19 protein-coding genes are annotated in these 20,220 nt (G+C 72.4%); 16 read left to right on the top strand and 3 right to left on the bottom strand.

Annotation, left to right across the window (positions count from 1 at the left end):
- Positions 1-60: 60 nt before the first annotated feature.
- The 10 genes from ACH4LD_RS13580 (at position 61) to ACH4LD_RS13535 (ending at position 10,432) form a co-directional block, all read left to right on the top strand.
- Complete coding sequence (locus tag ACH4LD_RS13580; RefSeq protein ID WP_037630432.1) at positions 61-321, top strand: hypothetical protein; 261 nt, start codon at positions 61-63, stop codon at positions 319-321.
- Between the two features lie 42 nt (positions 322-363).
- Complete coding sequence (locus ACH4LD_RS13575) at positions 364-558, top strand: hypothetical protein (RefSeq protein WP_103812400.1); 195 nt, start codon at positions 364-366, stop codon at positions 556-558.
- Between the two features lie 259 nt (positions 559-817).
- Positions 818-1,099 (top strand): Sec-independent protein translocase subunit TatA, encoded by a 282-nt coding sequence (tatA, locus tag ACH4LD_RS13570; RefSeq protein WP_103812401.1) that lies wholly within the window; start codon positions 818-820, stop codon positions 1,097-1,099.
- A 47-nt stretch (positions 1,100-1,146) separates the two neighbouring features.
- Complete coding sequence (gene tatC / locus ACH4LD_RS13565) at positions 1,147-2,097, top strand: twin-arginine translocase subunit TatC (RefSeq protein ID WP_398055784.1); 951 nt, start codon at positions 1,147-1,149, stop codon at positions 2,095-2,097.
- A gap of 135 nt (positions 2,098-2,232) precedes the next feature.
- Positions 2,233-5,085 carry a DEAD/DEAH box helicase gene (locus ACH4LD_RS13560; RefSeq protein ID WP_398055785.1) on the top strand — a complete coding sequence of 951 codons (2,853 nt, stop codon included), beginning with the start codon at positions 2,233-2,235 and terminating at the stop codon, positions 5,083-5,085.
- A 694-nt stretch (positions 5,086-5,779) separates the two neighbouring features.
- Positions 5,780-7,450 (top strand): sensor histidine kinase, encoded by a 1,671-nt coding sequence (locus ACH4LD_RS13555; protein ID WP_398055786.1) that lies wholly within the window; start codon positions 5,780-5,782, stop codon positions 7,448-7,450.
- The gene (locus tag ACH4LD_RS13550) at positions 7,447-7,851 is read left to right on the top strand and encodes a roadblock/LC7 domain-containing protein (RefSeq protein ID WP_103812405.1); all 405 of its coding nucleotides are present in this window, start codon (positions 7,447-7,449) and stop codon (positions 7,849-7,851) included. The genes ACH4LD_RS13555 and ACH4LD_RS13550 overlap by 4 nt, the downstream gene beginning before the upstream one ends.
- On the top strand, positions 7,848-8,291 hold the full coding sequence (locus tag ACH4LD_RS13545; RefSeq protein WP_398055787.1) for a DUF742 domain-containing protein: 444 nt from the start codon (positions 7,848-7,850) through the stop codon (positions 8,289-8,291). Before ACH4LD_RS13550 ends, ACH4LD_RS13545 begins: the two co-directional genes overlap by 4 nt.
- Positions 8,272-8,892, top strand: coding sequence for a GTP-binding protein (locus ACH4LD_RS13540; RefSeq protein WP_398055788.1), 621 nt, complete (start codon positions 8,272-8,274; stop codon positions 8,890-8,892). The genes ACH4LD_RS13545 and ACH4LD_RS13540 overlap by 20 nt, the downstream gene beginning before the upstream one ends.
- 46 nt (positions 8,893-8,938) lie before the next feature.
- Positions 8,939-10,432: a cytochrome P450 gene (locus ACH4LD_RS13535; RefSeq protein WP_398055789.1), complete on the top strand. Its 1,494-nt coding sequence runs from the start codon at positions 8,939-8,941 to the stop codon at positions 10,430-10,432.
- Positions 10,433-10,795: 363 nt separating this feature from the next.
- On the opposite strand, the gene ACH4LD_RS13530 is transcribed toward ACH4LD_RS13535, so the two are convergent.
- On the bottom strand, positions 10,796-11,746 hold the full coding sequence (locus ACH4LD_RS13530; protein ID WP_398055790.1) for a pseudouridine synthase: 951 nt from the start codon (positions 11,744-11,746) through the stop codon (positions 10,796-10,798).
- A gap of 86 nt (positions 11,747-11,832) precedes the next feature.
- Between ACH4LD_RS13530 and ACH4LD_RS13525 the strand changes: the two genes are divergently transcribed.
- Positions 11,833-12,414: a GNAT family N-acetyltransferase gene (locus tag ACH4LD_RS13525; protein ID WP_103812410.1), complete on the top strand. Its 582-nt coding sequence runs from the start codon at positions 11,833-11,835 to the stop codon at positions 12,412-12,414.
- Positions 12,415-12,510: 96 nt separating this feature from the next.
- Here the strand turns inward: ACH4LD_RS13525 and ACH4LD_RS13520 are convergent, their stop codons facing one another.
- Both ACH4LD_RS13520 and ACH4LD_RS13515 read right to left on the bottom strand, forming a co-directional pair.
- On the bottom strand, positions 12,511-13,359 hold the full coding sequence (locus ACH4LD_RS13520) for a siderophore-interacting protein (RefSeq protein WP_398055791.1): 849 nt from the start codon (positions 13,357-13,359) through the stop codon (positions 12,511-12,513).
- 111 nt (positions 13,360-13,470) lie between these two features.
- Positions 13,471-14,391: a 5'-3' exonuclease gene (locus tag ACH4LD_RS13515; protein WP_132786469.1), complete on the bottom strand. Its 921-nt coding sequence runs from the start codon at positions 14,389-14,391 to the stop codon at positions 13,471-13,473.
- Between the two features lie 155 nt (positions 14,392-14,546).
- Here ACH4LD_RS13515 and ACH4LD_RS13510 point away from each other — a divergent pair, with 155 nt between their 5' ends.
- From ACH4LD_RS13510 to ACH4LD_RS13490, 5 genes are all read left to right on the top strand, one after another.
- A complete protein-coding gene (locus ACH4LD_RS13510; protein WP_398055792.1) occupies positions 14,547-15,623 on the top strand; it encodes a glycine betaine/L-proline ABC transporter ATP-binding protein in 1,077 nt (358 codons plus the stop codon).
- Positions 15,616-17,430 (top strand): ABC transporter permease/substrate binding protein, encoded by a 1,815-nt coding sequence (locus ACH4LD_RS13505; RefSeq protein ID WP_398055793.1) that lies wholly within the window; start codon positions 15,616-15,618, stop codon positions 17,428-17,430. The genes ACH4LD_RS13510 and ACH4LD_RS13505 overlap by 8 nt, the downstream gene beginning before the upstream one ends.
- 383 nt (positions 17,431-17,813) lie before the next feature.
- Positions 17,814-18,386 (top strand): helix-turn-helix domain-containing protein, encoded by a 573-nt coding sequence (locus ACH4LD_RS13500; RefSeq protein ID WP_132786471.1) that lies wholly within the window; start codon positions 17,814-17,816, stop codon positions 18,384-18,386.
- Between the two features lie 120 nt (positions 18,387-18,506).
- Positions 18,507-19,226, top strand: a complete 720-nt coding sequence (locus ACH4LD_RS13495) for a helical backbone metal receptor (RefSeq protein WP_398055794.1) — start codon at positions 18,507-18,509, stop codon at positions 19,224-19,226.
- Between the two features lie 58 nt (positions 19,227-19,284).
- Positions 19,285-20,202, top strand: a complete 918-nt coding sequence (locus ACH4LD_RS13490) for a LysR family transcriptional regulator (RefSeq protein ID WP_132786473.1) — start codon at positions 19,285-19,287, stop codon at positions 20,200-20,202.
- The last annotated feature ends 18 nt before the right edge of the window (positions 20,203-20,220 follow it).

Below are 20,220 nucleotides of genomic sequence, written 5' to 3'. Positions count from 1 at the left end.
GGCGCGCCTGGTGAACGACCGGAAGAAGGAGCGAGGCCTGTGAGCGAGCGTGCGGGTGAGATGACGGTGGCGACCGCCTTCGCCGGCATGAGAAGAGCGGTCCCGGTGATGTTCAGGGCCGGCTGCCCGGACTGCCGCGGCCGCTTCGAGCTCGCCGCCGGCGCGCTGCGCCTCGCCATCGGCGCCAGCAGCCGGACGACGTTCTACTCCTTCACCTGCCCCGACTGCGGTGCCGCGGTCCGCAAGCCCGCCGGGGAGCGGATCGTCGAACTGCTCACCGGCGGCGGGGTCAGGACCCTGCGGCTGCACTCCACGGTGTAGCCCCCCGCGCCCCGCGTCGGCGGAGCGTCTAGGCTCGGCGTCATGTTCTGGCCGATGTTCGCGGTAGCGATGGGTTTCCTGGGTGTCGCCGTCCTGGGGGTGCTGGCCGTGCGGGTGTTCCTGGAGGCGCGACGCCTCGGGGAACAGGTCGCGGACTCCGCACGCCGTATCAACAGGGCTGCCGAGGATCTGGAGCGGGCGTCCGTGCGCGCGGCCCGCGCCGTGGACGCCCTGTGAGCAGTGCCGGACGGTGCCTGTGAGACCGGCGACGCAAGCGCTTTGCGTCACTTCGCCCTGTCATGCTGCCCTGGGGGACAGGTACGCTGCTGGTCGCGGTGTGGAGAACGAGGCCCGCATCGTGGACCGGGAGTACGCACGGGGATTGCCTCACGTTTACCCCTGAGCGTTACGATCGCTGCCAGCATGACCATCGGACACATGTCCGACTGGTCGGACAGCACCCCACCCAGCCGCCTCGGTGAGAAGGTAAAGACTTATGTTCGGAAGGCTCGGAGCTCCCGAGATCATTCTCATCCTCGTCGTCATCATCCTGCTGTTCGGCGCGAAGAAGCTTCCGGACATGGCCCGCTCGCTCGGCAAGTCCGCGCGCATCCTCAAGAGCGAGGCCAAGGCGATGAAGGAAGAGGGCGGCAACGCGTCCGCCCAGGCGCCCACCACGGGCGAGCAGCCTCCGGCGCAGCGCACCATCCAGGCGGCCCCCGGTGACGTGACCAGCTCGCGGCCGGTCAACGAGCCGACGGACACCACCCAGCGCTGACGCACGGCCGGAAACCCCCGGCCTGCCGCACGAGATGAGGACGTGGGTTGCTCAAGCCTGCCCGCAACAAGGAGAAGGATCCCGAGGGGCGGATGCCCCTCGCGGATCACCTTCGTGAGCTCCGCAACCGGCTCGCGAAGGCCATGCTGGCCATCGTCGTCGTGACGGTCGTCGCCGCCTTCTTCTACAACGACATCATCAACTTCCTGACGAGGCCCATCCTCGACTCGATCGGTTGCCCGGAGACCTTCGAGGAGCTGGCGAAGGCCAGCGGCAAGCACCAGTGCGCGGAGATCACGATCAACGGTCTCCTCGCCCCGTTCACGCTGGCCCTCCAGGTCTCCCTGATGGCGGGCGTCGTGCTGGCCTCGCCGATCTGGCTGTACCAGCTGTGGGCCTTCGTCGCGCCGGGTCTGCACCGGCACGAGAAGAAGTACGCCTACGCCTTCGTCTTCACCGGCGCCCCGCTGTTCTTCGGTGGTGCCTTCTTCGCGTACAAGGTGCTGCCCACCACCGCGAAGGTGCTGATCGACTTCACGCCGAGCGGGTCCATCAGGAACTTCCTGCCGCTCGACGACCTGCTCCAGCTGGTCACCCGCATGGTGGTCGTCTTCGGCCTCTCCTTCGAGCTGCCGCTGCTGCTGATCATGCTCAACCTCACCGGGGTGCTGACCGGCCGGCGCATGCTCGGCTGGTGGCGCGCGATGATCCTCGGCATCACGGTCTTCGCGGCCGTGGCCACCCCGAGCACCGACCCGCTGTCCATGCTGGCCCTCGCCGGGCCGATCTGGGTGCTGTACTTCGGCGCGGTCGCCTTCTCACTGCTCAACGACAGGCGCCGGCGCCGTCGAGAGGCCGCGGGCCCCGCGGACGACGAGGCCTCCGAGCTGGACCTCACGCCCGAGGACATCGGCGACGTCGAGCCCGTCTCGGCCAACCGGGCCCTGCCCGAGCAGACGAGCACCGACCGGGTCAACGGATACGACGACGTGACGTGACCTGAGTCCTCACCGAGCCGCCACGCGATGCCCCCGCCCCCCGAGGACGGGGGCATCCGTGTCCCACCGGCCCTTCCGTCGCGATTCTTGCGGTCTTCTCACCCTCCGGCCGTCGTCCGCAGGGTGATCCGGATAATGATCGTCCTGTTGTCAGTGGGGCCCGGTACGCTCGAAAGTACGATGACAGAGGACCTCTCACCGGCCGAGCGGTACGCGGCAGCCCGCAGGCGGGCAGCCGAGCAGGCCACCGCGCTCGCCTCCTTCCGCGAGATGTACGACTTCGGCCTCGACCCCTTCCAGATCGAGGCCTGCCAGGCGCTCGAAGCCGGGAAGGGCGTTCTGGTGGCCGCCCCCACCGGCTCGGGCAAGACGATCGTGGGCGAGTTCGCCGTCCACCTCGCCCTGCGGCAGGGCAAGAAGTGCTTCTACACGACACCCATCAAGGCGCTGTCGAACCAGAAGTACGCCGACCTGTGCCGCCGCTACGGCACCGGCAAGGTGGGCCTGCTCACCGGCGACAACAGCGTGAACTCCGACGCCCCGGTGGTCGTGATGACCACCGAGGTGCTGCGGAACATGCTCTACGCCGGCTCGCAGACCCTCCTCGGCCTCGGCTACGTGGTCATGGACGAGGTGCACTACCTCTCCGACCGCTTCCGCGGCGCCGTCTGGGAGGAGGTGATCATCCACCTGCCCGAGTCGGTGACCCTGGTCTCGCTCTCCGCCACCGTGTCCAACGCGGAGGAGTTCGGTGACTGGCTGGACACCGTCCGCGGCGACACCGAGGTGATCGTCTCCGAGCACCGTCCCGTGCCGCTGTTCCAGCACGTGCTCGCCGGGCGCCGGATGTACGACCTGTTCGAGGAGGGGGAGGGCCACAAGAAGGCCGTCAACCCCGACCTGGTCCGGCTGGCCCGGATGGAGGCCACCCGGCCGTCGTTCCAGGACCGCAGGCGCGGCCGGGCGATGCGCGAGGCCGACCGGGAGCGCGAGCGCAGACAGCGCTCGCGCGTGTGGACCCCGGGCCGCCCCGAGGTCATCGAACGGCTCGACTCCGAGGGTCTGCTCCCGGCCATCACCTTCATCTTCAGCCGAGCCGCCTGCGAGGCCGCCGTCCAGCAGTGCCTGTACGCGGGACTGCGGCTCAACGACGAGGAGGCCCGCGAGCAGGTCCGCGCCCTGGTCGAGGAGCGCACCGCCTCCATTCCGACCGAGGACCTGCACGTCCTCGGCTACTACGAATGGCTGGAGGGCCTGGAGCGCGGCATCGCCGCCCATCACGCGGGCATGCTGCCGACCTTCAAGGAGGTCGTGGAGGAGCTGTTCGTACGCGGTCTGGTCAAGGCCGTGTTCGCCACCGAGACCCTCGCGCTCGGCATCAACATGCCCGCCCGCTCGGTGGTGCTGGAGAAGCTCGTCAAGTGGAACGGCGAGCAGCACGCCGACATCACACCCGGTGAGTACACCCAGCTGACGGGCCGGGCCGGCCGCCGCGGCATCGACGTCGAGGGCCACGCCGTGGTGCTGTGGCAGCGCGGCATGAGCCCCGAGCACCTCGCCGGTCTCGCGGGCACGCGCACGTACCCGCTGCGCTCCAGCTTCAAGCCGTCGTACAACATGGCGGTCAACCTGGTCGAGCAGTTCGGCCGGCACCGCTCGCGCGAGCTGCTGGAGACCTCCTTCGCCCAGTTCCAGGCCGACAAGTCGGTCGTGGGCATCTCGCGCCAGGTGCAGCGCAACGAGGAGGGGCTGGCCGGTTACAAGGCCTCGATGACCTGTCACCTCGGCGACTTCGAGGAGTACGCGCGGCTGCGCCGCGAGCTGAAGGACCGGGAGACCGAGCTGGCCCGACAGGGCGCCGCCGAGCGCCGGGCCGAGGCCGCCGTCGCCCTGGAGAAGCTGAAGCCGGGCGATGTCATCCACGTGCCCACCGGCAAGTACGCGGGCCTCGCCCTGGTCCTGGACCCCGGCCTGCCCGCGGGCCGGTCCAACGGCCACCGCGGCTTCGACCACCACGACGGGCCGCGGCCGCTGGTGCTGACCGCCGAACGGCAGGTCAAGCGGCTGGCGTCGATGGACTTCCCGGTGCCGGTCGAGCCGCTGGACCGGATGCGGATCCCGAAGACCTTCAACCCGCGCTCGCCGCAGTCGCGTCGGGACCTCGCCTCCGCGCTGCGGACCAAGGCCGGGCACATCCCCCCGGAGCGGGCGCGCAAGAAGCGGTCCCAGGCCGCCGACGACCGGGAGATCGCTCGGCTGCGCACGGCGATCCGCGCGCATCCCTGCCACGGATGCAACGACCGTGAGGACCACGCCCGCTGGGCCGAGCGCTACCACCGGCTGATGCGCGACACCTCGCAGCTGGAGCGGCGCATCGAGGGCCGTACGAACACCATCGCGCGGACCTTCGACCGGATCGTCGCCCTGCTGACCGAGCTGGACTACCTGCGCGGTGACGAGGTCACCGAGCACGGCAAGCGGCTCGCGCGGCTCTACGGCGAACTGGACCTGCTGGCCAGCGAGTGCCTGCGCGAGCGGGTCTGGGAGGGACTGGCCCCCGCCGAACTCGCCGCCTGTGTCTCGGCGTTGGTGTACGAGGCCCGCGTCGGCGACGACGCCATGGCGCCGAAGCTGCCCTCCGGCAAGGCCAAGGCCGCGCTCGGTGAGATGGTCCGCATCTGGGGCCGGCTCGACGGGCTGGAGGAGGAGTTCCGGATCAGCCAGACCGAGGGCGTCGGGCAGCGGGAGCCGGATCTCGGGTTTGCCTGGGCCGCGTACATGTGGGCGTCCGGCAAGGGGCTCGACGAGGTGCTGCGGGAGGCGGAGATGCCGGCCGGGGACTTCGTGCGGTGGTGCAAGCAGGTCATCGACGTGCTCGGGCAGATCTCCGCCGCGGCTCCCGGGGAGGGGTCGACCGTGGCCAAGGCCGCCCGCAAGGCGGTCGAGCAGTTGCTGCGTGGTGTGGTCGCCTACTCGTCCGTGGGGTGACCTGCCGGCAGGGGCTCGGGCCGTCCTCGCCGGGCGGTCCTGGCCCCGCGGCGTACCAGGGCCGCGTCGAGGGCGTCCGGCACCGCGCGCGCAGGGCTCCGCGTCCTGGACACACGCCGCGTCCGGCAGAGGGTGAGATCGCGGCCCGCCGGCTCCGCCTGCGCGTCGAGGAAGGCCGGGGAGCGGGGGAACGCCACCGGGGCCGCACGGCTGGGGGCCGGTCCCGGCGGCCCCCAGCGCTGCGCACCTGCGAGCGGTGGCAGCCTGCTCGGGCGCGGGGTGCCGGGCGTCTTCGCCCGGTGGTCGCCGGGGGTGGCGGTGCTCGATGTGACCGGGGGATGGCGGTCACGGCGAAGGGAACGGGGGTCGCACCCGTCAAGGTGCGGTCCCCGTCGTCATTTCACCCCGCATGGTGAGTGACTTTCGTACGCCCGTGTGCCGTTACTGGCCGTGTGCGAGCAAAAGCCCAGCGTGCAAAAGGAGTTGAGAGTACTCCCCTCGTGGGGCGATTTCAGGTGCTTGCCGAATATGACACGGCGATGATCCGGTCGGACTAAGCTCGCCCGCGGCGCACCGAGTTGAGGGAAATCGTGCGTCTGTTCCCAAATGCGGGATGCATCCCGTTCAGTCCCGTGTACCTTCCCCCCCCCCGCAAGCACCCCCGAACCCAGCCGATTCGTCTCAGAAGGCATCCATGGTGAGTGTTCAGAAGCCTCCCGGTCGCCGTGAACGTCCCTATGCGCGCGTGCTGTTGCCGCCGGCCATAGTGATGGCCGCGGCGGCCGGGGCCGCCGTCGCCCTGGTACCGCCCACGGCCCGGCTCGCCGTCGGCGTGTGCGGAGCACTGGCCGTCCTGCTGGTCCTCGGCACGGCCGGAGAGGCCGCCCGGCGTGGCCGTCTGCTCAGCGAGGCACGGGACGAACACGCCCGGCACGCCGCCTACCTGGAGCAGCGGATCGCCGCGCACAACGATCTGATGGAGCGCTTCGCCACCGACGTCCTGCCCGCCGGTTTCTACCGGCTGCGCCGCGGCCAGGTGCTCCGGGACGTCGTACGCGACGTGTTCGACGCGGACCCCGAACTGCGCGGCCTGCCCGAGGGCTACCGCGAGCTGGTGCGCATCGCGCTGCGCGGCGCCGACCAGGAGATCTCGATGCGCGACGCCACCGAGCGCTCCTTCGTGAGCGTCGCCCGCCGCGTCCAGGCCATCGTCCACCAGCAGGCCTACGAACTCCGCGAGATGGAGGAGGACCACGGCCGCAACCCCGAGGTCTTCGACGACCTGCTGCGCATCGACCACGGCACCTCGCTGATCGGCCGGCTCGCCGACACCATCTCCGTCCTCGGCGGCGGCCGGCCCGGCCGCCAGTGGCCCAAGCCGGTCTCCCTCTACAGCGTGCTGCGCGGCGCGATGTCCCGCATCCTGGAGTACCGCCGCATCAACCTCGCCTCGATCGTCAACATCAACATCAAGGGCACCTCGGTCGAGCCGGTCATCCACGCCGCCGCCGAGCTCCTCGACAACGCCACGCGCTACTCGCCGCCGTCGACCAAGGTGCACGTCACCGCCGTCGAGGTGCAGGCAGGCGTCGTCATCGAGATCGAGGACTGCGGCGTCAGCCTCAGCGAGGAGTCCCGCGCCCGCATCGAGCGGATGATCGAGGACGCCAAGAACGGCGAGGACGCGCACAACCTCGGCGAGAACCCGCGCCTCGGCCTCGCCGTCGTCGGCCGCCTCTGCAAGCGGTTCGACATGGACGTCTCGCTGCGCTCCTCCGCGTACGGCGGCGTCCGCGCGATCCTCGTGGTGCCGCGGGTCATGACGACCACCGAACCCGGCGTCGGCGCCGCGCACGGCATCGGGGCCGCCGCCGCCCAGATCCCCACGGCGGACGCCGTCGAGGGCCCCAAGCGCCCGCCCAAGAAGCGCCGTCCCACCAGCCCCAAGATCCCCGCCGGGATCTCGCTGGAGGACGACATCCCCGAGGTCACCGAGTGGACCGCGGGCGGCCTCCCGCAGCGCCGCAGCCGGGTCAAGACCCCGCTCAGCCAGCGGTACGCCGAACAGGCCGCCATCGAACGCGCCGAGCGCGAGGGCCGGCCGACCATCTGGTCGCAGAAGAAGGCGGAGCCGGAACCCGAGCCCGAGATCGACCCCGAGCGCAAGAAGCTCATGGAACGGCCGCCGGGCATGTGGATGGAGGCCTTCTGGGACGGCCTGCGCGAGGGCATGCCCCCGGACACCCCCACCCACCAACTGACCGACTTCACGCTCCACCCGACCAAGTACCTGCATCTGCTCAACGATCCGGCCGACCCCGCCGAGGGCGCCACCGTGGCCGACGACGAGGGGGACCTCAAGTGATCCAGCAGCGAGGCAACCTGGACTGGATGCTCAAGCAGCTGAACGACGGCGTGCCGGGCATCGAGATGATCGTGGTCCTCTCCGCCGACGGGCTGCGCATCGCCCGCTACGGCGGCGACCCCGACGCCGCGGACCGGGTGGCCGCCGCCTGCGCGGGCGTACAGAGCCTGGCCAGTGCCATCATCCAGGAGCTGCCCGGCGCCGGCGACATGAAGACCGTCGTCTTCGAGATCGACGGCGGTTACTTCTACCTCATGAACGCGGGGGACAACGCCTACCTCGCCGTGCTCTCCGACGTGACCTGCGAACCGGGGCGGATGAGCGGCATGATGCGCGACCTCGTCGTCCGGATCGGCGCCCATCTCAGCAGTCCGCCCCGGCGGAACGGGCAGACCGTATGACCCCTCCACGACGCACGCGGCGCCGGCCGCAGCCTCCGCCCGCTCCCCAGCCCCCGCGCCTGCCGCAGCCCTCGCGGCCTCCGTCGCCGGAGGCGGCGGAGGCCAAGGGGCCGGTCGACAACCCGGAACGGCTGTACTCCGTCACCGGGTCCGGCGACGGCGCCCGCGCCGAACTCGATCTGGTGACCCTGATCGTGGCGCGCTCCGCGCCCCCGGTCTCCGCCACCCCGGAACAGGCGGCGGTGCTCCGGCTCTGCAACACCCCCCTGTCCGTGGCGGAGCTGTCGGCCTACCTCCGACTGCCGTTCAGCACGATGACCGTCCTGCTCACCGAGCTGATCACGGCCGAACTGGTGCAGGCGCGCGCCCCCATCGTCCGACAGGCGCTCCCCGACCGTTCACTCCTCGAAGCGGTGATGCATGGACTTCAACGGCTCTGACACCCTCCCCGGCCCGCGCACCGAGGACCACCTGCCGCACACCGCGCAGGCCGCGGTGAAGATCGTGATCGTGGGGGGCTTCGGCGTCGGCAAGACCACCATGGTCGGTTCGGTCAGCGAGATCAGACCGCTGACCACCGAGGAGACCATGACCCAGGCCGGCATCGGCGTCGACGACGACTACGGCTCCGAGTCCAAGACGGCCACCACCGTGGCCATGGACTTCGGCCGGATCAGCATCACCGAGAAACTGGTGCTCTACCTCTTCGGCACCCCCGGCCAGGAGCGCTTCTGGTTCCTGTGGAACGGCCTGTTCGAAGGCGCGCTCGGCGCGGTCGTCCTGGTCGACACCCGGCGCCTGGAGGTCAGCTTCGACGTGATGGGCCGGCTGGAGGAGGGCGGCGTGCCCTTCGTCGTCGCCGTCAACTCCTTCCCGGACGCGCCCCGTTACCCGGTCGAGGAACTGCGCACCGCCCTGGACCTGAGCCCGGACATCCCGATCATCGACTGCGACGTGCGGCGCCGGGCCTCCAGCAGGGACGTGCTGATGACCCTGATGGGCTTCCTGCACTCCCTCGCCATGTCCGGCGCCCTCACCTGACCGGCAGCCCACCGACCCCGACCCCTTCCGCTCCGGAGCGACCACTGTGACGCCTGAATCCCCCTCACCGACCGCGACGCCCGACACCCTCTCCGGTCCGCCACCGGGCTGCCCCGCGCACGGCCTCGGCCCCGGCATGCCGCGCCGGCTGTACGGCCCCGACGCGGAGGACCTCGGCGACCTCTACGAGCGCCTGCGGGAGGAGCACGGCCCCGTGGCACCCGTGCTGCTCCACGACGACGTACCGATGTGGGTGGTCCTCGGCCACGCCGAGAACCTGCAACTCGTGCGGAACCCTTCGCAGTTCACCCGTGACAGCCGGATCTGGACCCCGCTGCGCGAGGGCATGGTCAAGCCCGACCACCCGCTCATGCCGCACATCGCCTGGCAGCCCATCTGCTCCCACGCCGAGGGCGAGGAGCACAAGCGGCTGCGCGGCGCGGTCACCGCGGCCATGGAGACCATCGACCACCGCGGGGTGCGCCGGCACATCGGCCGCTACACCCAGATCCTGGTCAACAGCTTCTGCGAGCGGGGCCGGGCCGAGCTGGTCTCCCAGTTCGCCGAGCACCTGCCGATGGCCGTGATGTGCGAGATCCTCGGCATGCCCGAGGAGTACAACGACCGGATGGTGCAGGCCGCGCGGGACGCCCTCAAGGGCACCGAGACCGCCATCCAGAGCCACGCCTACGTCATGGACGCGCTCAGCCGGCTCACCACCCGGCGGCGCGTCCGGCCCGAGGACGACTTCACCAGCCACCTCCTCACGCACCCGGCCGGGCTCAGCGACGACGAGGTCCGCGAACACCTGCGGGTCGTCCTCTTCGCCGCCTACGAGGCCACCGCGAACCTCCTCGCCAACGCGCTGCGCATGGTCCTCACCGAGCCGGGGTTCCGGGCCCAGCTCAACGGCGGCCAGATGACCGTGCCGGAGGCGATCGAGCAGTCGCTGTGGGACGAGCCGCCGTTCAGCACGGTCTTCGGCTACTACGCCAAGCAGGACACCGAGCTGGGTGGCCGGCGGATCCGCAAGGGCGACGGGCTGCTCTTCGCGCCGGCACCGGGCAACATCGACCCGCGGGTGCGGCCCGACCTGTCCGCGAGCATGCAGGGCAACCGCGCCCACCTCGCGTTCGGCGGCGGCCCGCACGAGTGTCCCGGCCAGGACATCGGCCGCGCCATCGCCGACGTCGGCGTCGACGCGCTGCTCACCCGGCTGTCCGACATCCAGCTCGACTGCGCCGAGGAGGACCTGCGCTGGCGGTCGTCCATCGCCTCCCGGCACCTGGTGGCCCTGCCGGTGCGCTTCGAACCGAAGCCGCAGCAGGACGTCGACATGCCGCCGCGTGCCATGCCGGTCCCGCCGCAGCGCTCCGACTGGCAGGTCGGCACCCTGAGCAGCGACCCGGTCCCGGCCGCCGTGCCGACCCCGCCACCCGCCCGTACGTCCTTCGCCCCGCCCCCCACCCCTCCGGCCCCGGAACCGCCCCGCCCGCGGGGCCTGTGGGGCCGGCTGCTGCGCTGGTGGCGCGGAGAGTGACAACGGGGCGGCACGGCTCCGCCGGACTGGGACGTTTCAACCCGCCGGCGCACGCCCGACGGACCGACGTCTCGTGCGGGGGGCGTGCCAGCGGGGTCGGCCAGTTCGGCGGGGTCGGCCGCCCCGGAGGGTCGGCCCCGGCGGGCCGCGTCCGGGGGTGTGGGTTCGTCGGTGGGACCGGTCCTGTCCGTGGGGTCCGGGCCGTCCCGCGGGGGGCGATTCCCCTGCGGGCCGCGTCCGGTGTGCTCGGCTCTCGTCGACGGGGCCGGTCGTGTCTCATGGGGCCGTGCCGCCAGGGGCCCCGCCGAGGCCAGGTCCCACGGGGTCCGTGCCGCCCGGTGGGGGGCGGTTCTCCCCGCCGGGCTACGCCCCGTCCGCCCAGGCCTCGTACGACGTCCACGCGCGGAGGGTGCGGGCGCTGGTGAACCGGTGGTCCGTGCCGGTGACCGGGTCGGTGAACTCCAGTCGGCGCGCGAGCAGTTGCAGGGGGCGGCGGAAGTCGTCGGCCGGTACCGGGGCGGTCACCTCGGGGTACAGCGGGTCGCCGAGGATGGGCACGCCCAGCGCGGTCAGGTGCACCCGGAGCTGGTGGGTCTGCCCGGTGGCCGGCACGAGCCGGTAGCGGCCGAGCCCGGCCCGGTGTCCGGCCGGTTCCACCCGGGTCTCCGCGTTCGGCTCGCCCGGCACCTCCCGCGCGGCCGGCACCCCGCGCTCCTTCACGATCCTGCTGCGCACGGTCCGGGGCAGGACGAGCGCGGGATCGTACGGCGCCACCGCCTCGTACTCCTTGCGCACCCGCCGGTCCCGGAACAGCGACTGGTACGCGCCCCGCTCGTCCGGCCGCACCGTGAACAGCACCAGCCCGGCGGTGAGCCGGTCCAGCCGGTGCGCCGCCGTCAGCGTCGGGATGCCCAGCTCACGCCGGAGCCGGGCCAGCGCGGTCTCGGCGACATGCGCACCGCGCGGGGTCGTGGCCAGGAAGTGCGGCTTGTCGGCGACCACGATGTGCTCGTCCCGGTACACCACCTCCACCGGGAACGGCACCGGCACCTCGGCGGGCAGCTCGCGGTGGAACCAGACGTACATCCCCGGCCGGTACGGCGCGTCCGGCGCCACGGCCCGCCCGTCGGCCCCGACCACCAGCCCGGCGGCGAACATCGACTCGACCACCCCGGCCGGAGCCCCCGTCAGCCGCTCCACCAGATGCTCCCGCACGGTGGCCGCCGCCCCGTCCACGGGCAGCCGGACGCGGACGGGGTCCACGCCCTCGCGCTGGGGGAGCGGGGCGGGCGGGGGCGGGGTACGGCGTCTCATCGGGGTCCAGGGTACGGGGGCGCGGTCACCCCGGTGGCCGTCGGAAAGAGGCGGTCCACGGTCCCGTACTCGGCAGGATAGGGATCATGCCGTTTCTCACCAGCCCCGTCCTGACCCCCGGCGCCCTCGCCCGCGCCCCGCAGCCCGCCCTCCCCGCCGGCGGCGGCACGCTGCTGCGCCCGTGGCGGGCCGAGGACGCGCCCGCCGTGCACGCCGCCTTCACGGACCCGGTGCTGCGCCACTGGCACGGCCGGTCCTGCGACTCCGCTGAAGAGGCCGCCGGCTGGATCGCGCAGTGGCGCAGGGGATGGGCGGACGAGCGCGAGGCGCAGTGGGCCGTCGTGGACGAGGGCACGGACGAGCTGCTGGGCCGGGTGGCGCTGCGCCAGATCGTGCTCGGCGACGGCGTCGCCGAGATCGCGTACTGGACGGTGGCGGGGGCGCGGGGCCGGGGCGTCGCCCTGCGCGCCGCGACGGCCCTGACCGGCTGGGCCTTCGAGGAGATCGGCTTCCACCGCCTGGAACTCATGCACGCGATCGCCAACCCCGCTTCCTGCCGGGTGGCAGGCAAGGCCGGCTTCGCCCTGGAGGGCACCAAGCGCAGTGCCTACCTGCACCAGGACGGCTGGCACGACATGCACCTGCACGCGCGTGTACGGGGTGACTGACCCCGGCGGCACTCCGCGGGAGCGGGGGCGGGGGCGGGGAACCGGGCGTACGAGAGCGGCGGCATCCTTCCCGGGTGCCGCCGCCCCTCCGCCCGCTCAGGCAGCCGCCGCCGGGCCGCCCTCCTGCTCCGCCTCGATCCGGGCGTTCCACTCCCGCTTGGAGGCCTGCCAGCCGTCCTCGTTGTGGCCGAGCCGCCAGTAACCGGAGATCGACAGGTCCTCGCGCGGGATCTGGCGCTCGACCCGCAGCAGCCGGCGCAGCTCCTTCACGAAGCCCGCCTCGCCGTGCACGAACGCGTGCGGCCTGCCCTCCGGGAACTCCAGTCCGCGCACGGCCTCCAGCAGGGCCTCGCCGACCGGCCGGTCGCCGCGGTGCAGCCAGACGACCGGCACCTCGGTGTCGATCTTCTGTTCCTCCTCGGGGCCGGAGACCTCGATGAACGCGTGCGCACGGGCACCGGCGGGCAGCGTCTCCAGGGCGCGGGCGATGGCGGGCAGCGCGCTCTCGTCCCCGGCGAGCAGGTGCCAGTCGGCATCGAGGTCGGGCGCGTACGCGCCGCCGGGGCCCATGAAGTGCACGGTGTCGCCGGGCCGCGCGCGCAGGGCCCAGGGGCCGGCCAGGCCCTCGTCGCCGTGGATCACGAAGTCCAGGGTCAGCTCCCGCTGCCCGGGGTCCCAGGCGCGGACGGTGTAGGTCCGGGTCACCGGCCACTGCTCGCGCGGGAACTCGGCGCGGATCCGCTCCAGGTCGAAGGGCTCCGGGTAGGTGACACCGGCGGCACCGAACAGCAGCTTCACATAGTGGTCGGTGCAGGTGTCCGCGGCGAAGTCGGCCAGGCCCTCACCACCGAGCACCACGCGCTGCATGTGCGGCGTCAGCCGCTCGGTGCGCACCACCTGGGCGGAACGGGGCTTGCGCGGCTTTCGTCCGGGACGCTCTGCCATCACGGCCTCCTGCGGAGTTGGTTAGGGTTACCTAAGTTAGCACCTCGGGCCGATGCGCCACCTCTTCGATGAGCGTTCGATGAGATCCCTTTGCCGGAACATGGGCCGACCTCACTCCGCGAGCGTGGTCAGCAGCCGCTGCAAGGAGCCGCCGAGGCCCCACCGGTGCGTCAGTGCCTCCAGTGCCGCCGGGTCGTGCGGGGTGTGCGGCAGGGCCGTGTCGACGTCCGGCAGCGGCACGTCGTCGGCGACCCGCACCACCTTCGGCGCGACCGCGAGGTACGGCCGGGCCTCGGTGAGCCGCTTGCGCTGCGACGGCGTGAGCTTCGCCCGCGGGTCGTCGACCGCCGCCATGATCCCGGCCAGGTCGCCGAACTCGGCGAGCAGCTTCGCGGCCGTCTTCTCGCCGATGCCGGCCACGCCCGGCAGCCCGTCGCTCGGATCGCCGCGCAGCAGCGCCAGATCCGCGTACCCGCGCCCGTCGACGCCATACTTCTCGCGCAGCGCCGCCTCGTCCGTCAGCTGGAGCGTGCCGACGCCCTTCACCGGGTACAGCACCCGGACCTCGCGCTTGTCGTCCACCAGCTGGTACAGGTCGCGGTCGCCGGTGACGATGTCGACCGGGCCCCCGGCCCGCGCGGTGAACGTGCCGATGACATCGTCCGCCTCGTACCCGGCGACCCCGACGCGGGCGATCCCGATCGCGTCCAGCACGTCCTCGATCACCGGCACCTGCGGGGCGAGGGTGTCCGGCACCTCCTCCTCGTCCGGCGCGCCCTCGTGCTCCTCGGCGACCCGGTGCGCCTTGTAGCTGGGGATGAGGTCCACCCGCCACTGCGGGCGCCAGTCGGCGTCCATGCAGGCCACCAGGTGCTCCGGGCGGTGGTCCTTGACCAGCCGGTCGATGAAGTCCAGCAGCCCGCGCACCGCGTTGACGGGCGTGCCGTCCGGCGCCTTCACGGAGTCCGGGACGCCGAAGTAGGCGCGGAAGTACAGCGAGGCGGTGTCGAGAAGCATGAGTCGTCCGGTCACGCACGCATCATGCCGCACGGCACCGACAGCGGCCCCCGCTGCCGGAACGCGTTGCGCCACGCGCATCGCCGTGAACCCGGCCACGTGCGCGTTTGACCCGGCCCGGCCTGGGGAGGCGCGGCCTCTGTCCTGTCCCCGCCAGACGAGAGGTTCGCGTGTCAGCCAGGCTTGAGGTGGAGCACCTGTACAAGGTGTTCGGCAGACGACCCGACGAAGCAGTGGAACGCCTGCGCGAGGGCGCCGACCGGACGGAACTGCGCGCCGACGGCACGACAGCCGCCGTGATCGACGCGTCCTTCCGCGTCCAGGCCGGCGAGATCTTCGTCGTCATGGGGCTGTCGGGATCCGGCAAGTCCACCCTGCTGCGCACGCTCAACGGGCTGCTGGAGCCGACCGCGGGCACCGTGCGCTTCGACGGCCAGGACCTGACCGCCCTCACCGACCGGGAGCTGCGCGAACTGCGCTCGAAGAAGATCAGCATGGTCTTCCAGCACTTCGCGCTGTTCCCGCACCGCAGCGTCCGCGACAACGCCGCCTACGGCCTGGAAGTGCAGGGCGTGCCCCGCGCCGAGCGCGAGCGCCGCGCCGACGAGGCGCTCGCCCTGTGCGGCCTGGCCGGCTGGGAGACCTCCTGGCCCGACGAGCTGTCCGGCGGCATGCAGCAGCGCGTCGGCCTCGCCCGCGCCCTCGCCACCGACGCCGACGTGCTGCTGATGGACGAGTCCTTCAGCGCCCTGGACCCGCTGATCCGCCGTGACATGCAGGACCAGTTGCTGGAACTCCAGAAGACCCTGAGGAAGACCATCGTCTTCATCACCCACGACCTCAACGAGGCCATGCGGCTCGGCGACCGCATCGCCGTCATGCGCGACGGCCGTATCGTCCAGACCGGCACCGCCGAGGACATCCTGCTGCGCCCCGCGAACGACTACGTGGCCTCCTTCGTCCAGGACGTCGACCGGTCCCGGGTGCTGACGGCGGGCGCCCTCATGGACACCTCGGTCACCGCCGACGCCCCGCTGTGCGGCTGCGAGACCGCGACCCGCGAGACCCCGTTCACCGAGCTGTGCGCGATCAGCGCCCGGCTGTCCCACCGTGTCTCCGTTGTGGACGAGGCGCGTCGCGTCGTCGGTGTCGTCCCCAGGCAGCGGCTGGTCGGCTTCCTCGGCGAGGAGACGGCCGGTCCCGCGCCCTGCGACAACCCCGGGGGAAAGGTGGCCGGCCGTGCCTAGGATCCACCTCGGCGACTGGGTCGACTCCGGTGTCAACTGGCTGGTCGACCACCTCTCCTGGCTCTTCGACGCCATCCGGGCGGTCATGGAGGGCATGTACGACGGCATCGACGCCGTGCTCACCGCCCCCGAGCCGCTGCTGATGGCCGGCATCCTCGCCGTGCTCGCCTGGTGGCTGCGCGGCCTGCTCTCCGGTGTCCTCGCCTTCGCCGGTTTCGCGCTGGTCGACTCGCTCGACCTGTGGGACCGGGCCATGTCCACCCTTGCCCTGGTCCTTGTGGCGACCGTGATCGCCCTGGTGATCTCGGTCCCGCTGGGCATCTGGGCCGCCCGGTCCAAGGCGGTCGGCGCCGCAGTACGGCCGGTCCTGGATCTGCTGCAGACCATGCCGTCGATGGTGCTGCTGATCCCGGCCATGCTCTTCTTCGGCCTGGGCACCGCCGCCGGCGTCGTCGCCACCCTGATCTTCGCGCTCGCCCCCGGCGTCCGCATGACCGAACTGGGCATCCGCCAGGTCGACGCCGAACTCGTGGAGGCCGCCGAGGCGTTCGGCACCACTCCGCGCTACATCCTGTGGCGCGTCCAGCTCCCGCTCGCGCTGCCGACCATCATGGCCGGCGTCAACCAGGTGATCATGCTGGGCCTGTCCATGGTCGTCATCGCGGGCATGGTCGGCACCGGCGGACTCGGCGGCGCCGTCAACGAGGCGATCGGCCAGCTCGACATCGGCTACGGCTTCGAGGCGGGCGTCGGCATCGTCGTCCTCGCCATCTACCTGGACCGTGTCACCGGCGCGCTCGGCACCCAGCTCTCCCCGCTGGGCCGCAGGGCCGCCGCGAAGGCCCGCACGCGCGCGCGGTCGTACCGTCCGCGCCCGGCCGTCGCCGTCGTCGGCGTGGTCGTCCTCGCCCTGGTCTCGGGCGGGCTCGGGATCTTCGGCTCCTCCGCCGGCACCTCCGAGGCCTCCGGCGCGGACATCGGCAAGGGCAAGGAGATCCGGATCGGCTACATCCCGTGGGACGAGGGCATCGCCTCCACCTTCCTCTGGAAGGAACTGCTGGAGGAGCGCGGCTTCAAGGTGACCACCACGCAGTACGCGGCCGGCCCGCTCTACACCGGCCTCGCCACCGGCCGGCTCGACTTCCAGACCGACGCCTGGCTGCCCACGACCCACGCCGAGTACTGGGCGAAGTACGGCAAGCGCCTGGACGACCTCGGCAAGTGGTACGGCCCCACGTCCCTGGAGCTGACCGTCCCGTCGTACGTGAAGGACGTGAACTCCCTGGCGGACCTGAAGGACCACGCGTCCGAGTTCCAGGGGAAGATCATCGGTATCGAGCCCAGCGCCGGCATGATGGGCCTGCTGAAGAGCAAGATGCTGAAGGAGTACGGCCTTCAGGGCACGTACGACGTGGTCGACGGTTCCACGCCCGCCATGCTCGCCGAGCTGAAGCGCGCCTACGCCAGGAAGCAGCCGGTCGTCGTCACCCTGTGGTCGCCGCACTGGGCGTACAGCGACTACGGCCTGAAGAAGCTCAAGGACCCCCGGGGCGCCTGGGGCGAGGGCGACGGCGTGCACACCCTCGCCCGCAAGGGCTTCGCCGCGGACAACCCGCAGGTCGGCCAGTGGCTGAAGGACTTCTCGATGACCGAGCGGGAGCTGACCGGTCTGGAGGCGCGGATCCAGAAGGCCGACAAGGGCAAGGAGCAGGACGCCGTCCGCGCCTGGCTGCGGCAGCACCCCGGCCTCGTCGACAAGTGGGCCCCGATCGCCAAGGAGGACGCCACGAGCCAGGCGGCCGGGTGACCTGACCGTCCCGGACCGCCTCCCGAGGGGCGGGCGCCGCCGGACGCCGACACGCGTCCGGTGCCGCCCGCCCCTCGCGCCCTTTCGCCTACGGAAGGTTCAGGCCAATCACTCGCCGTGAGGAGCCATGGCCCGTGCCCCGACGCCCGGCGCAGCTGGACGGCCCGTTCATCCTCCAGGGTGACCGGGTCCGGGAGCGCCTCCCGGCCCGCGAGCGCTGGCGCGAACCGTGGGGTCGGGGATCACGGGAGTGTCAGGGATGTGACAGGCACGTGAAACGGTTTGCCGAACATGCGTAGGGTGCAGAGAAGTCATCGGAAGAGGTGTGCCCCGGAAGGGGCACCCGGAGAGCGGCACGACGAGCGAGGGAGGGAGCCGGAGCGATGGGCGACCACAAAGAGCAGCAGCCCGTGCGGGTCGGCGCGGCCGTCCGGCGGCGCCGTCGTGCGCTGGAACTGACCCTCGCCGCCGTGGCCGAGCGCAGCGGCCTCTCGGTGCCCTTCCTCAGCCAGGTCGAGAACGACAAGGCCCGCCCGAGCAGTACCTCCCTGGAGAAGCTGGCCGACGCCCTGCGCACCACGGCGGTCGAACTCCTGGCCGCCGCCGACCCGGCCGCCAGCGTGGACGTCGTCCGCGCCGAGGCCGTCACCGAGGGCGACTTCGACCCGCGGACCCGCTCGCTGGTGCGCGGCCACCACCAGCTGCACGCCTCCGAGTTCACCGGCGACCACGACGCCGGCCGCGAGTTCCAGCACCGCAACGACGAGCTGATGTACGTCGCCGACGGCGCGGTGGAGATCGAGGCCGAGGGGCGCGCGTACCGGCTCGGGCGCGGCGACACGCTGTACCTGACGGGCGGGGTACGGCACCGGTGGCGGGCGACGGTGCCGGACACGAGGGTGATCGTGGTGGCGGTGGCGGAGCACATCGAGGCGGTGCATGACAGGTCTCGCTGAGGGTCCGGAGGGAGGGGGTCACGGGATGGTGCGGGTCGGTCCGCCGTCCGCGGCGCCGTCGGGGCCGGTCGCGCGGTTCCCCGGGCCTCTTCGGGGCGCTGCCCCTGCCGGAGCCGGGTAGTGCGCGTCGTCTCCCTGGTCCCCTCGCTCACCGAAGCAGTGGCCGTCACCCTCCCCGGAGCCCTCGTCGGCGCCACCGGCTGGTGCAGTCGTCCCGAGGAACTGGACGTCGTCCGGATCGGCGGTACGAAGAACCCGGACGTGGAGCGGATCATCGGGCTCGCCCCCGACCTGGTGGTCGCCAACGAGGAGGAGAACCGCGCGCCCGACCTCGACGCCCTCCGCGCGGCCGGACTGGCGGTGCTGGTCACCGAGGTGCGGAGCGTGCCGCAGGCCCTCGCCGAGCTGGACCGGGTGCTCACCGCGTGCGGCGCGGCCGGCCGCCCGGGCTGGCTGGCCGAGGCGGAGGACGTCTGGGCGGCCCTGCCCGAGCCGGCGGAGCGCAGGACCGCGGTCGTACCGGTCTGGCGGCGCCCCTGGATGGTCCTCGGCCGGGACACCTTCGCGGGTGACGTCCTCGCCCGTCTCGGCGTGGACCACGTGTACGCCCACCACCCCGAGCGCTATCCCCGGATCCCCCTGGACGAGCTGCGCGCACGAGAGCCGGACGTGGTGGTCCTGCCCGACGAGCCGTACCGGTTCACCGCCGACGACGGCCCGGAAGCGTTCCCGGGGCTGCCCTGCGCCCTGGTCAGCGGACGGCATCTGACCTGGTACGGCCCGTCCCTGACACAAGCGCCACGGGTGCTGGCCGGGGCACTTCGAGCAGCGCGCCGCTGAGCGGGCCGCGCCCGGTACCGCCACCAGGGACCACGGGGCCAGGGCATAAGCTGGTCTTATGAGTGAGACGGAGGGGCTCCACACGGAATCGCTGGCGCACCGGGTGCCGGACCTCGCCGCGCTGGAGCTGCTGCTCGCGGTGGCGCGGCTGGGCAGTCTCGGCGCGGCGGCGCGCGAGGTCGGCATCACCCAGCCGGCCGCCAGCAGCCGGATCCGCTCCATGGAACGGCAGCTGGGCGTGGCCCTGGTCGACCGCTCGCCGCGCGGCTCCCGGCTCACCGACGCCGGCGCGCTGGTCACGGACTGGGCCCGGCGGGTGGTGGAGGCGGCGGCGGCCTTCGACGCGGGAGCTCGGGCGCTGCGGGACCGGCGCGACTCACGGCTCCGCGTCGCCGCGAGCATGACCATCGCCGAGTACCTGCTGCCCGGCTGGCTCCTCGCCCTGCACGCCGAGCGGCCCGACACCGCGGTCTCGCTGCTCGCCGGGAACTCGGCGAAGGTCGCGGAGCTCCTGCTGGCCGGCGAGGCGGACCTGGGCTTCGTAGAGGGGCTGACCGTGCCCACGGGCCTGGACTCCACCGTCATCGCCCGCGACCGGCTGATCGTCGTCACCGCGCCCGCCCACCCGTGGGCCCGCCGCCGACGGCCCCTGACGGCGGCCGAACTCGCCGCGACCCCGCTGATCCTCCGCGAGCGGGGCTCCGGCACCCGTCAGGTCCTGGACGCGGCGCTCGGCGGCCTGGCCCGCCCGCTGATCGAGCTGTCCTCCACGACGGCGGTGAAGGCCTCCGCCGTCAGCGGCGCGGGCCCCTCCGTCCTCAGCGAACTCGCGGTCGGGGAGGAGCTGGGGATGCGGCGCCTGGTCAGCATCCCGGTCGAGGGCGTCTCCCTGCGCCGCGACCTGAGAGCGGTATGGCCGACAGGCCACCGCCCCACAGGCCCGGCCCGCGAACTCCTGTCCCTGACACGAGGCTGAAGCGCCCTGGAGGGGCGC

The organism is Streptomyces sp. NPDC017676, assembly GCF_044329325.1.
Classification (GTDB): domain Bacteria; phylum Actinomycetota; class Actinomycetes; order Streptomycetales; family Streptomycetaceae; genus Streptomyces.
The sequence above is the reverse complement of the archived record's forward strand: the minus strand, read 5'-3'. Positions and strand labels throughout refer to the sequence as shown.